At 36.7% G+C, this 13,450-nt stretch carries 11 protein-coding genes and 1 other annotated feature; of the genes, 5 read left to right on the top strand and 6 right to left on the bottom strand.

What is annotated here, in order from left to right; genetic code table 11:
* Positions 1–297: 297 nt before the first annotated feature.
* The 4 genes from NC799_RS02530 to NC799_RS02515 form a co-directional block, all read right to left on the bottom strand.
* Positions 298–1,494, bottom strand: coding sequence for an acetoin utilization protein AcuC (locus tag NC799_RS02530; RefSeq protein WP_272444739.1), 1,197 nt, complete (start codon positions 1,492–1,494; stop codon positions 298–300).
* Positions 1,484–2,134, bottom strand: coding sequence for an acetoin utilization AcuB family protein (locus tag NC799_RS02525; protein ID WP_272444738.1), 651 nt, complete (start codon positions 2,132–2,134; stop codon positions 1,484–1,486). Before NC799_RS02525 ends, NC799_RS02530 begins: the two co-directional genes overlap by 11 nt.
* A 2-nt stretch (positions 2,135–2,136) precedes the next feature.
* Positions 2,137–2,790 carry a GNAT family N-acetyltransferase gene (locus NC799_RS02520; protein WP_272444737.1) on the bottom strand — a complete coding sequence of 218 codons (654 nt, stop codon included), beginning with the start codon at positions 2,788–2,790 and terminating at the stop codon, positions 2,137–2,139.
* A 161-nt stretch (positions 2,791–2,951) separates the two neighbouring features.
* Positions 2,952–5,912 (bottom strand): transglycosylase domain-containing protein, encoded by a 2,961-nt coding sequence (locus tag NC799_RS02515; protein WP_272444736.1) that lies wholly within the window; start codon positions 5,910–5,912, stop codon positions 2,952–2,954.
* A 123-nt stretch (positions 5,913–6,035) separates the two neighbouring features.
* Positions 6,036–6,243: a binding site (T-box leader), on the top strand.
* 54 nt (positions 6,244–6,297) lie between these two features.
* Here NC799_RS02515 and tyrS point away from each other — a divergent pair.
* Positions 6,298–7,569, top strand: coding sequence for a tyrosine--tRNA ligase (gene tyrS, locus NC799_RS02510; protein ID WP_272444735.1), 1,272 nt, complete (start codon positions 6,298–6,300; stop codon positions 7,567–7,569).
* Positions 7,570–7,696: 127 nt separating this feature from the next.
* Here the strand turns inward: tyrS and rpsD are convergent, their stop codons facing one another.
* Positions 7,697–8,299, bottom strand: a complete 603-nt coding sequence (rpsD, locus tag NC799_RS02505) for a 30S ribosomal protein S4 (protein WP_272444734.1) — start codon at positions 8,297–8,299, stop codon at positions 7,697–7,699.
* Positions 8,300–8,555: 256 nt separating this feature from the next.
* Positions 8,556–9,035: a GAF domain-containing protein gene (locus NC799_RS02500; RefSeq protein WP_272444733.1), complete on the bottom strand. Its 480-nt coding sequence runs from the start codon at positions 9,033–9,035 to the stop codon at positions 8,556–8,558.
* A 195-nt stretch (positions 9,036–9,230) separates the two neighbouring features.
* Here NC799_RS02500 and refZ point away from each other — a divergent pair, with 195 nt between their 5' ends.
* The 4 genes from refZ (at position 9,231) to NC799_RS02480 (ending at position 13,445) form a co-directional block, all read left to right on the top strand.
* Positions 9,231–9,908: a forespore capture DNA-binding protein RefZ gene (gene refZ / locus NC799_RS02495; RefSeq protein WP_272444732.1), complete on the top strand. Its 678-nt coding sequence runs from the start codon at positions 9,231–9,233 to the stop codon at positions 9,906–9,908.
* A gap of 263 nt (positions 9,909–10,171) precedes the next feature.
* On the top strand, positions 10,172–11,863 hold the full coding sequence (ezrA, locus tag NC799_RS02490; RefSeq protein ID WP_272444731.1) for a septation ring formation regulator EzrA: 1,692 nt from the start codon (positions 10,172–10,174) through the stop codon (positions 11,861–11,863).
* A gap of 11 nt (positions 11,864–11,874) precedes the next feature.
* Positions 11,875–12,141 (top strand): hypothetical protein, encoded by a 267-nt coding sequence (locus NC799_RS02485; RefSeq protein ID WP_272444730.1) that lies wholly within the window; start codon positions 11,875–11,877, stop codon positions 12,139–12,141.
* 161 nt (positions 12,142–12,302) lie between these two features.
* Positions 12,303–13,445 (top strand): cysteine desulfurase family protein, encoded by a 1,143-nt coding sequence (locus NC799_RS02480; RefSeq protein ID WP_272444729.1) that lies wholly within the window; start codon positions 12,303–12,305, stop codon positions 13,443–13,445.
* Positions 13,446–13,450: the final 5 nt, after the last annotated feature.

The following is a 13,450-nucleotide window of genomic DNA, read 5'->3' as shown; positions in this document are numbered from 1 at the left end:
AGAAGTAAAATCAATGATGTTCTAGGTTCCCTGAGGCGCCTGTGCTTTTCTTCAAAGATAAGAAACAGCCATGGCTCTCTGCAGCCACCATCTATGATGAATAATTTTTGAGTATACTGTAATTTTTTTTGGTATACTTATTAATTTGTACGCTGCTTACAATGCCTTTTTTCATACAAAAGGTAAAAAGATCCAAGAACTGTCTAGCGCAGGGCGCCTACCCCGCCTGATGTCTTAGGCTGGGCACTAAGGTACACTTCTAAGAATAAACATCGCACAGCCAAGGGGAAGACCCAATTAGGATGGACCATTCCCTTGTTTACGAGTTGGATTAAATTTTGCGAAATTTCTAGTAAACTGAAGTGCTTTATCAAGCGTCAGTTTATTTTTTTCCGTTATTTCACTTTTTCGCGGAATCGGTTTGTACAGGGGCGACGGGTCTCTCCAGTATGCAGGGAGAGAAACTGGTGCTTTTGGTTGCCATTTATCTCGCCATTGTGCTGACAATCCATTAGTGAAAACTTCATTAGTTAACATAACATTCCATATCTGTGCCCAAGCCCGAGGTACCACGCGCCAGATATCATAACCGCCACCACCAAGGGCAATCCATCGACCGTTACAGTATTGGTGTGCTAATTGATGAGCTAACAGTGGGATTCTTTCGTAAATGGTCATTGTTGAACATAGATGTGTTAATGGATCATAATAATGAGCATCGGCCCCATTTTGTGTAATAATGACATCAGGCTTAAAATAGGCAGTTACTTCTTTGATAGAGGATTCATAAACCTCTAAAAAAGACTCATCTTCCGTAAAGGCATCCAGTGGGAAATTAAACGAATATCCGTACCCGTTTTTTAACCCGCGTTCGGTTACACTGCCTGTTCCAGGAAACAAATATCTACCTGTTTCATGGATAGAAAGTGTACAAACATTTGGATCATCATAAAATGCCCATTGTACCCCATCGCCATGGTGTGCGTCCGTATCTACGTATAGTACCTTTAAGTCATATTTTTCTCTTATATATTTTATAGCGATTGCACCATCGTTATATACACAAAATCCGGATGCTTTATTCCTAAAGCCGTGATGGAGTCCACCACCTAGATTTAATGCATGTGCATAGTTACCATCAAGAACTGCCTCAACTGCTGACAAACTTCCTCCCACTAATAATGCGGATGCTTGATGCATGTTAACAAACATTGGTGTATCCTCTGTCCCTAACCCAAACTCTACTCCGTCGTCTAATGACAAATTTCCTTCACCTGCTAGTTTAACAGCCTTTATATAATCCTTATCATGAACCAGTCCAATTTCTTCATCTGTGGCGATTCTGGGCTCAATGATATGCTTTTCTTTGAGTTGATTTTCAGTTTCTAGTAAATCCTTTGTCAATTCCACACGAAGTTGATTAAATGGATGATCTGCTGTGAATTTATAGTTCGTATACTGTTTACTGTATACAAAAGCCGCTTTACAACTCATTGCTCTTCTCCAATTCTTGTGGCCATAAAACGTCAAACCCTTTGTCTTTCAAGTCATTAACAATTGGCAATGGATTCATTGTTTGAACACGGAATACGATAACCCTATATTTTGGATCGCTAGTATAAGGGTAAACCAAGACAGATGTAATGTTTATTCTTCTTTGGCCCACAACTTTTGTTACTTGTGGGAGCATTCCAATCTGGTCGGGCACTTTTATTTCAATCTGGGAGCCCTGAACATGGGTTCCTGTTAACTGGATTAAGGTTTGTAACATATCTTTTTCAGTAACGATTCCAACTAGTTTATTGTCTTGTACAACTGGTAGACAAGCGAATTCTTCTTCATAGAAGATAGAGGCAATTTCCTCAACAAAATCTAAAGGATGGATCGCGACAACCGGTGTACTCATGATTGTTTTAATGGCATTATCTAAATCCTTTGATTGATTGGATGCGAAGATGGAAGGACTAGCATCCCTTACGTCACGATCAGATACAATACCTATTACCTGATTGGACTCATCCACTATCGGTATATGTCTTATATGATGCTTGTGTAATAATTCAAGTGCAACATAGATAGGTGAGTCAGGTCCTAATGTAATTAAATTTTTTTTCATTATGTCGCTTACTAACAAAGTTATATCCCCTTTCGTAATGACCGAAGTCTATCTTGCTCTAAAAAACGTAATCGATCAAATTTTTCAATGGATGCTTGTGGTACATGTTTGCCGATTCTGACCATTAAACAATTAGCAGGATGCGAGTTTATTTCAGGGTCATCTGTAGGAGAAGGAGTAAGGCCTCCAGATGCCATCATTTTTTCCATGATTTTACGATAATTCCAAACACTTAATTTTGTCTCTTTTAAATCCCAATGCCAATAGTACTCAGTTGATATAATGATATAATTTTCCATCATTTCATCCCTCATGGCTAGTTCAATTAACTTTGATCCTAGTTTTAACCCGCGGTATGGATGAGCAATTTCAATGGCGCCCAATTCAATTAAATCTTCCATGGCAAATGTTGACCAACGCTCAAGCGGATCTGGATATAGAAAAGTAACATAACCAACGATTAGCTCGCCTTCTCTACAAATAATAATTCGTCCTTCCTCTAAATCCGCAATTCCTAATAGTGCTTCTAGTTGCTTTTGGGCAGGACGAAAAGCATGAAGGTCATCGTGAAATTGGTATTTCTCTAATTCAATAGAAGATAATGGTCCCTCAATGATTATTTCGCCTTTTTCCGTACGTAGCGATGTTGACTGGTATCGCTTTATATGTTTCAATTTTTCACCACCTATTAGACCTTTTTCTACGGTTATTATACAGGATATTTACACCCGTTTGTGTGACAATCTTGTTGAAAATGAAACAAGTCAACAAAGCTTTATTTAAATGATAAAAAAAAGTTACACCACTTCAAACTTAGGGAAGTGGTGTAACTTTCTTAATTTTGTCTACTGTTGTCGTCATTTCCAATAATGTCATCCAAAATATCACTTGGGTCATTTTCGCTATCTTCTGAGCTGCCATTTTCGTTTGCTTGGTCGTTTGTTTTCTCATTTCCTGAGTTTGGTTCAGGTTTATCTGATTGGTCTTGTTCCTCTGATTTAGAAAAATCCCCAACAACTACAGTCTTGGTGGCATCTGATTCATTACCTGCATAATCGACAGCTTTTATACGGTATGCAGCTTTTTCGTCAGGCACTACATATGTTAATTTCGTTGTACTTCCCTTTATTACGTAAGCCCCGTCAGGACGAGTTGCTTGATAAATCCGATAACCTACCACATCTTTACTCGTTGCTTTATTCCACGTAATTGCTTGATCTTCTTCCTGGAACGAAACCTTGCTAGGAACATCTGGTGCTTTCTTATCATCAGGCACCTCATCTGTGCTAGGGAATTTGATATCTTGCCATACACCCTCAGATGAAGGAATTAAATCTTTAAGGTCATCTAATTTGTCATACCCGTTACGCTTTAACCATTCTGGATTAAAGGCAATTCCATCTTCTTTAATGAATTCCTCTGGTGTGTTCGGACCTGCAATATAGGCCTTATTATCAATCATTACATAACGGCCTTTAATAAGACTATCATCTTTTTCTTTCGGAACAAATTTAACATTAAACAGGTCGGTCTTTACTAATCCCAATTCGTTACATAAATCTGATGGCGGCATTCCAGACGTTATGCAATAGGAACGAGATACGATTCCACCTGGTCTTTCAAATTTTTCTTCTGGTGCCATTAATTCTGGCCGAATCGTCGTAGCTGCATTAACTAGCATGGACCAAAACACAACGTTCCTACTACTATATCCACTATCTAGTACTTTAGGGGTATCATAACCCATCCAACTTCCTAAAGTAACATTTGGATTAGTAGCAACAAACCATGTATCATGCCAATCATTGGACGTTCCTGTTTTTCCTGCCCAGTCTATACTCAGATTTTCAAGGTTAGCTCTAGCGACAGTAGCTGTTCCTCGTGTCAGTACATCGCGCATCATATCAATCATTAGGTAGTTTGTTTGAGGTGAAAAAACATCCTCTGTTTCACTTTTGTGCTGATAAACAATTTCTCCGTCATCAGTTTCGATTTTGTCTATCATGTAGGCATCTATAAATTTTCCGCCATTTCCAAAGGTAGCATATGCATTTGTATTTTCCTCAACTGTAACACCGTTGGTTAATCCTCCGAGAGCCATTGCTGGATTAGAGTGATCGCCGGACGTTAAAGAGGTAAAGCCCATTTTTTCTAAATAATTAGTCGCAGGGTCATCATTGATAATTTGCATATACGTTTTTGCTGCAGGAACGTTATGTGACTTATATAATGCCTCACGAACAGAAACAAGCCCATAGTTGCGACCTGTATAGTTTTTTGGATTCCACGGTTTAGGCATGCCGGGATATTGAAATTCTGTGTCTGTATCTGCAATGATAGAACCTGGTTGTACAACTCCTGCCTCCATAGCTGGTGAATAGACTAATAAAGGCTTCATGGTACTACCGTTTGGACGTTTAGCACTTGTAGCGTGGTTTAATTCTTCTGTTTTAAAATCTCTTCCACCTACAAAACTTATAATTTTTCCTGTCGAATTTTCTATCAAAATACTGCCGACTTGGACAGGTTCCATTACTATTTCTTTTTTACCTGTCTCGGGGTTTTCGATTACTACTTTTTCCCCAGTAGTTTGATCTATTACTGGCTTTTCGCGTCCATAGTTGTCATATGTCTTTGCAATCTCTTGAAACTTCTCATAAATATCTTTATCAATTGTGGTATGAATTTTGTAGCCACTTTGAGTAAGGTTACGACTAGCTAATATATCGTATTCTTCTTGAAGAACTTCATTATTTTTTAAATCTTCTTCGGTGTACCCGTCTTCTTTAGCAAGTATATCTGCCAAAATATCCGTTGCGCGTTTTTTCACCTCATTGGTTAGGAACGGATACTGTTCTAGTGGTGATGGTTTTGGTTCAGTTAGATCATTAACAATATTGTAAGTAATTGCTTCATCATATTCTTCTTTTGAAATTGATCCATTTTCTAGCATTCTGCCAAGTACAGATTTCATCCGGTTTAAACCTGGTGCTAGTCCATCTGCATCTTTCTTTTGCCCTCTATTCGTAAACGGCGTATAGTAGGAGGGACTCTGTGGCAGTCCGGCGATAAATGCAGCCTGTGGTAAAGTTAAATTGGCTGCATCCACACCAAATATTCCTTGTGCTGCTGTCTGAATACCAGCAATATTTCGCCCTTCGGCATTCCTCCCAAACGGAACAATGTTAAGATATGCTTCCAATATTTCATCTTTATTAAAAAAACGTTCAAGCCGTAATGCAAGTAGTATTTCCTTTGCTTTTCTTTCAAATGAAACTTCATTAGTTAAAATTTGATTTTTTATTAATTGCTGTGTTAATGTACTTCCACCTGTCTTAACAGACGCATTGGTGGCTTCCTGTATGATCGCACGAAGAATTGCTTTTGGAACAACACCATTATGAGTCTTAAAATACTCATCTTCCGTTGCGATAATCGCATCTTTAACATACGGTGAAACCTTGTCCAGTGGAACTGCTTCACGATACAGATCCGAATTAATTTCACCTAAGTAAACATTATTAGCGAAGTATAGTTGTGATGTTTCTTCATAGTTGTATATGTCTTTCTCCATGCTTGCACGAGGCCGCACCTCTTCGTCTTTTACAAGAGATGCAAAATAGCCAAATCCAATCCCTGCCCCAAAAAACAAACCAATAACTCCAATAATTATAAAAAATAAAATAATATTCCAGATAACATCATAAGACATTCGAAATCCTTTTTTAAATGAGCCTCTGTCGAAAAAGGCTCTACTGCTCGATAACATTTTCTTCATCCATTTTTTGTAGTCCACGTCTTAACCCCCCAATAGATCACTATATATTATAGCATAATCGTCAAATCATAGATAAGATGGAAAATTAACGTATTGCCTTTTTTGTTTAAATGTGTTATTAATGGATAACAATCAAATAATGATAAGGCGTTTGAAGGAACGAAGTAGTGAAGTAACTCCCTGTCATAGAGAACTGACGGTTGGTGCAAGTCAGTATATAGTTACTTGATGAATTACATTCTGGAGCTTCTTCTTTGTTGAGAAGACGGTGTACACACCGTTACATTGCTTAAGTGGCAAAAGTTTTTTTGCAACAAGGGTGGTACCGCGAGTAAACCTCGTCCCTTTTTTGGGATTTGAGGTTTTTTTTGTTTTTCTTAAGATTTATAAGGAGTGTGGACAAATGGATATTTTAAAGGATTTAAGCTCACGTGGACTGATTAACCAAACAACCGATGATGAAGGGTTACAAAAACATTTAGACGAAAATGTTGTTACACTATATTGCGGGTTTGATCCAACTGCGGATAGCTTACACATTGGTCATCTTTTACCTGTACTAATGTTGAAAAGGTTTCAACAGGCGGGGCATCGTCCCATTGCATTAATTGGTGGTGGTACTGGTATGATCGGTGATCCAAGTGGACGTTCAACGGAAAGACAACTGAATAACTTAGAGACGGTTAAACATTTTAGTGACAGAATAAAAGAGCAGCTGGCAAGCATCCTAAATTTCGACGAAGGAGAAAATGCAGCTGTAGCTCGTAATAATTACGAATGGTTGTCACAAATGACGGTCATTGATTTCTTAAGAGATACAGGAAAGCATTTTGGGATAAACTATATGCTCGCTAAAGATTCAGTTGAATCAAGATTAGAAAATGGCATCTCGTTTACTGAATTTAGTTACATGATTCTCCAATCGATTGACTTTTTAAACTTGTACGAAAAAGAAAATTGTACACTCCAAATCGGTGGTAGTGATCAGTGGGGAAATATCACAGCTGGTATGGAGTTAATCCGGAGAACAAAGAGTGGTGAAGAGACCGAAGCTAAAGCTTACGGCCTAACGGTTCCGCTTATTACAAAAGCAGATGGAATGAAATTCGGAAAGACAGCTGGAGGAGCAATTTGGCTTGACCCAGAAAAAACATCACCATATGAATTTTACCAATTCTGGATTAACACAGATGATAGGGATGTAATTAAGTTTATCAAGTATTTTACATTCCTATCTATCGAGGAAATAAAAGAATTGGAGAGTGAACTCGAAGTCGCTCCTGAAAAACGTTTAGCACATACTCGTCTTGCCGAGGAAATGACAAAACTTGTTCATGGTGAGGCAGCATTAAATCAGGCACAAAAAATAACCGAAGCATTATTTAGTGGTGATGTAAAGGCACTTAATGGTGCAGAAATAGAACAAGGTTTTAAGGATGTGCCGTCCGTTAAACTGGAAAAACAGCCAACTAAATTAGTAGAATTATTAGTTGATGCTAAAATAGCTCCTTCCAAACGTCAAGCTCGTGAAGATATTCAAAATGGTGCCATTTATATTAATGGTGAAAGAAATCAAGATTTAGCTTATGAAATCAATAATGAAGATAGAATAGACGATAAATTTACAATTGTAAGAAGAGGGAAGAAAAAGTATTTCCTTATAAGATTTGAATAGACCTGCTAAAGGCATGTATTCTATGGCACAGGGATGTTGGACTCATTTTAAAAAATTCAAACGTGGATAATAAAATTTTTAGCCATCAAAAAAGTCCAAAACTGTAAAAAGTTTTGGACTTTTTGTATTAACGAGAGTAGAATTCAACGATTAATGGTTCGTTGATTTCAGCAGGTAACTCAGAACGTTCCGGAAGGCGAGTATAAGAACCTTCAAGGTTGTTCTCATCAAATGTTAAGTAGTCAGGTACGAAGTTATTTACTTCTACTGCCTCTTTAATGATGTCAAGATTTCGTGATTTTTCACGAACTCCGATAGATTGACCAGGCTTCACGCGATAAGATGGGATATCTACACGGCTTCCATCTACAGTGATGTGGCCATGGTTTACTAGCTGACGAGCTTGTCTACGCGTACGAGCTAATCCAAGACGGTAAACTAAGTTATCTAAACGAGACTCAAGAAGAATCATGAAGTTCTCACCATGGATACCTTTCATTTTACCAGCTTGGTCGAATAGGTTACGGAATTGGCGTTCGTTAACGCCATACATGAAGCGAAGTTTTTGCTTCTCTTGTAATTGTAAACCGTATTCAGAAAGCTTTTTACGTTGATTTGGACCATGTTGTCCAGGTGCATAAGGACGTTTGTCTAACTCCTTACCAGTACCAGTTAATGAAATGCCAAGACGACGAGACTTTTTCCATACAGGACCTGTATAGCGAGCCATTGTACATCTTCTCCTTTATATATGAAATTTGCATAAAATAAGACAGTGTGTCCCTAAAATCGCTGCACATTTTGTTTTCATGTACCATCGCTCCAGCAGCAGAGAGTTACACGATACACCTTGAAAGTTATGTCAAGGAACAAAATGAAAACAGTCGCTGGTTCACATAGGCTACCTTTTTTACACAAACTTCATTATATGAGTTAAAAGATTGAAAGTCAATAGAAAAATAGGAATAACCCTTAATTGAACACCTCTACAAGCTACTTTCAACAAGGTTCGCAAACTTTTCTAAATACTTTTGGTCAGTTTCATCGAAGCGGTCAATTATTGGACTATCAATATCAAGGACTCCATATATAGTTCCATCTTTATATAGGGGAACAACAATTTCCGACTTGCTTGCTGCATCACAAGCAATGTGGCCAGGGAATTGATGAACATCACTAATCCGTTGTGTTTTTCCTTCTTTAACAGCTGTTCCGCAAACCCCTCTTCCATAACCAATGCGAACACATGCAGGAAGTCCCTGAAATGGGCCCAAAACTAATTCGTCATTTGTCCAAAGGTAAAAACCAACCCAGTTTACTTTGTCTAGGAATTGATTAAGCAAAGCTGACGCATTAGCAAGGTTCGCTATCTCATTATCTTCATCAGAAATTAGTGCTTCTAATTGTTTTAATAGTAGTTCGTAATTTTTCACTTTTGTTTCATCATAGTTTGTAAGTTCAAACACGTTTGTTTCCTCCCTTTTTGCAATAAGGATAGTATGATTTAGTTGTAACATCCACTTTACAAATTTACTTATGAAAAGTAAAGATTTTTATCTTCTGTTTGAAATTTCGACAATCGATATCGATATTTGACGAGAAAAAAATAAAGGATTCCAAAAAGAAATGTCGTAAAAAGTAAACTTAAGGAGATGAATCTGATGAAAAAGAATGAAACAAAACAGAAAGTGATGGATGCTGCTTGTAAATTGTTTTTCGCCAAAGGATATCACGGGACTTCAGTACGAGATATTGCAAAGAAAGCGTCTGTTAATGTATCTCTCATTAATTACTACTTCAATAGTAAGCAAGGCTTATTAGAAGCGGCTGTTGTTCACTATTATGAGGAATATTTGAAAGCGTTGGATGGTCTTATTCATCAAGAAGATGACTTGAAGCCAATTGATCAATTAAAAAAAATGGTTCGAGTCATTATTCAATATAAACAGGAACATTATCAATTTACATGTTTCATTCAACGAGAACTTACGTTAGATTCTATATTTGTTAGGGAAATGATGGTAACGTATTTAGCGAAAGAAAATTATATTATTAGTAAAGCGTTTAATGCAGCCCTAGAAGGTACTAAGCATAATAATATTGATCGTGAATTGCTCCTTTTACAATTAAAGGGATTATTAAGTACACCATATCTGGCACCAAATGAGTGGAGAAATAAAGTTATTTGGGACCAATCCCATGAGTTTTTTATTACAAAATACTCTCAATCGATACAAAAATGGCTTGATTATGTGACAGAGGAAATACAGCAGAAGAACAGCAGCAGTCCAATAAACGAATCAAATCCTAATTCTTCTAGTACTTGTCAAAGCAAATAACCCATTATCCTCGTTTGAAACAACTTGTATCTATCCATTCTTTACTATCCTTTTTAAGAAAAATGTCGCATTCTTAATAAATTTGAAAAAATTTAGCAAAAAATCATTTTGGCATGGTATCATATTAGTATTAATTTTTACATAATGATGCTAGTTGTATAATTATGATTGCTTTTAGGGAAATGCGCTTTTATCTTATAAAGAAATTAGAACGTTCATGGTTTAGATAAACATTTTAATGAGGGATAGTAAGGAGGATTAATATGGCATACGTCATAGGATGTATTCTCATAATTATTGCACTTATAATATTAGGTTTAATTTTACGTAAAAAGGTTTATGACGAAGTGGATTATCTTGAAGGTTGGAAAATGGACATCATGAATCGGAATGTCACCTCGGAATTAGCGAGAATTAAAGCACTTAATTTACTAGGGGAAACACTTGAAAAATTTGAATCATGGAAAGAGCGATGGGATTACATTTTAACAAAAGAGTTACCTGATATTGAAGAATATTTGTTAGACGCTGAGGAGGCAGCAGACCGATTTAAAATTTCAATAGCTAAAAAGAACCTTTATTCAGTAACTAGGACACTTGAGGAGATTGAAAAGGAAATTGATTCCATGTTTACTGAATTGGATTTATTATTAGATTCCGAGGAAAGTAGTCGGAAGGAAATTGAAGTAGTTCTGCCTAAAATAAAAGGTCTAAGAAAAAAAATGTTGCAAAATAGACATTTGTACGGGAAAGCCGAAGTTCGCTTCGATGTCGAATTAGATGAACTTGAAAAAGATGTTAAACAGTATTTTGTACTTGCAGAGTCAGGTAATTATCATGAAGCAATGGAATTAGTAAAACAATTGAATGCGAACGTGTCTTTTATCGAAGCACAAATCCAAGAATTCCCTTCTTTATATAAGAAATGCAAACAAGAACTCCCGAGTCAAATTGATGATTTACTTACTGGAATAAAGACAATGAAAGAAGAAGGGTATCGAATAGATCACCTTGGTTTTGAAAAAGAGTTATACAAGCACCAAGAAAAATTGATTGAAACGATGGAGCAATTGGAAAAAGGCAGTCTTAGTGATTCATTTGAACGGGTTTTTGCTGTGGAAGAAAGAATAAGCGAAATGTATCAAATACTTGAAAAAGAAGCTACCGCAAGGGAATATGTAAAGACACAGTTACCTAGTTACACGCAACTAATTAACGGTTTACTTGATGAGTTGAAGGACACAAATAATGAAGTGAGTCAATTACAAGAGACATATTACATTGAAGAAACTGATATGCAATTGCATCGTAGTTTAAACGAATGGATGGAACAGCTTCAAAACCAGTTTGAGCAAATTAAAATGGAAATGGAAGAAGAGGCTGTTTCCCATAGTCAACTGAAAGAGCAACTGGAAAATGGATATAAAGAACTTGCTCATTTAAAGGATTCTCATGATGAATTCAAAGAACAAGTTAGAACATTAAGAAAAGATGAATTAGAAGCAAAAGAACAAGTGCTTGGAATAAGGAGAAAGCTGTATGATACTCATCGTAAATTACAAAAAAGCAACATTCCAGGTATTCCAGTTCGTATTTGGGATTTATTAGAAGAAGCTACAACGAAAATTGAAATGGTTGTTACTAGTTTAGCTAAACATCCTCTCGATATGGGAGAAGTTCATCAATCGTTAGTGGATGCTAAGACATCTGTCCAAACGATGATTGACGAAACAGAATTGTTGTTAGACCAAGCACAATTGGTTGAGTTGGTCATTCAATATGCGAATAGATACCGGAGTCAGGATGCTGTTTTGTCTGCCAAATTATCTGAGTCTGAAGCGATGTTTAGAAATTACGAATATGAAAACGCGCTTGAAGAAGCGGTTAAGGCATTAGAAGAAGTAGAACCAGGGGCATTACGACGATTAGAAGAATACAGTAAGGTTCCTAGTTAGGAAAACAAGCAATGGCAAAATGGTTACTTATTTTATTGGGCAGTACATCGCTAGGAGTATGGATAACCTTTTTTGCGTTATTTTATCGGTTTGATGACCAGGCACTAGCCAAAAATCATCCAACTACAACTCATATAAGGTATGAAAAAGAACCCTTCGCGCCAAACTTCGTTAAACCTACAGATGCTAAATCCGAAGCTTTATTAGAGAAATTGACAGGAGAAATGGTTTCTGTTGATGCCTTACTTGCGTTGTTGGGGTTAGAGGGAAGAAGATAATAAAAAGTCTGACTAACGGAACACCCTGTCAGGCTTTTTATTATTGTCTAGGGAATTTAAACCAAATAGCTAACTCAAGGTCTTGGAGTACGGAAGTATTTCTTTTATATCGGAACTATGTTAATATTTCAATGCAAATTAGTGGAAAAGGGAGTGTCCTGTTGATTTATTTAGATAACAGTGCGACAACAAAACCCTATAATGAAGTAATGGAAAGTTTCGAAAAAGTGTCCAAAGCTTTTTATGGAAATCCTTCATCGATTCATCAACTAGGGATAGAGGCAGAACGTTTGTTATTGAAGGCGAAAGAACAAATGGCTCAATTGTTAGGAATATCTGAGCAAGAAATCATTTTTACATCAGGTGGAACAGAAGGAAATAACACAGCAATTAAAGGAATAGCGCTGAAGCACCAAGCTAGAGGGAATCATATTATCACTTCATCAATAGAACATCCTTCTGTATTAGAGGCATGCAAATCACTGGAAAAATTGGGTTTCACTGTAACTTATCTACCGGTTAATCAATATGGACTTGTATCTGTTGACGCTTTGAAAGCGGCCATTAATGAAAAAACCATTTTAATAAGTATCATGCACGTAAATAACGAATTGGGTACCATTCAACCAATCAAGGAAATTGGTGAGATAGCAAAACAATTTCCAAAGTTATACTTTCATGTTGATAACGTACAGGGATTTGGAAAAATTCCATTAAATTTGCAAAATAGTGGTATTGATTTGTGCACTTTCTCTGGCCATAAAATCCATGGGGTAAAAGGAACGGGTATGCTTTATATTAAGAAAGGAACAGCCATTTTTCCACTCTTTCATGGTGGTGAGCAAGAATTTAATTATCGATCAGGCACTGAGAATTTGGCAGGGATTGTTGCTTTCGTCAAGGCGAGTAGAATAATTCTAGCCGAATATAACGAAAATGACGGAAAACTCAATAATCTAAACAAACGTTTGCGAGCGCTTTTAGATAGCCATTCATCTATCGTTATTAATTCGCCATCCTCTTATCATGCACCGCATATTATTAATTTTTCGATACCTGGTTTAAAACCAGAAGTTGTTATCCATGCACTTGGGCAAAAAGGGATTTATATTTCGACAAAATCGGCTTGTTCATCAAAAACACCAGATGAAAGTGCTGTATTAACAGCTTGTGGATTGGCAAAAGATGTTAGTGAATCAGCGTTACGTGTAAGTCTTTCCTATCACAATACTAGGGATGATATTGAGATTTTTTATCAAACATTATGTGAAGTTCTCGATCAATTAATAAAAGTGATGAGGTAGATACT

The sequence above is a fragment of the Aquibacillus salsiterrae genome (assembly GCF_028416595.1).
Taxonomy (GTDB): domain Bacteria; phylum Bacillota; class Bacilli; order Bacillales; family Amphibacillaceae; genus Aquibacillus_A; species Aquibacillus_A salsiterrae.
Note: the sequence above shows the minus strand (reverse complement) of the source record. Positions and strands in the feature narration are given on the sequence as shown.

Bases quoted from the DNA above. Each gene is read 5' to 3' on its own strand.
- refZ (WP_272444732.1), top strand. From the start codon at position 9,231: ATGAAAAAGAATGAAACAAAACAGAAAGTGATGGATGCTGCTTGTAAA.
- NC799_RS02485 (WP_272444730.1), top strand. From the start codon at position 11,875: ATGGCAAAATGGTTACTTATTTTATTGGGCAGTACATCGCTAGGAGTA.
- rpsD (WP_272444734.1), bottom strand. From the start codon at position 8,299: ATGGCTCGCTATACAGGTCCTGTATGGAAAAAGTCTCGTCGTCTTGGC.
- NC799_RS02530 (WP_272444739.1), bottom strand. From the start codon at position 1,494: ATGAGTTGTAAAGCGGCTTTTGTATACAGTAAACAGTATACGAACTAT.
- tyrS (WP_272444735.1), top strand. From the start codon at position 6,298: ATGGATATTTTAAAGGATTTAAGCTCACGTGGACTGATTAACCAAACA.
- ezrA (WP_272444731.1), top strand. From the start codon at position 10,172: ATGGCATACGTCATAGGATGTATTCTCATAATTATTGCACTTATAATA.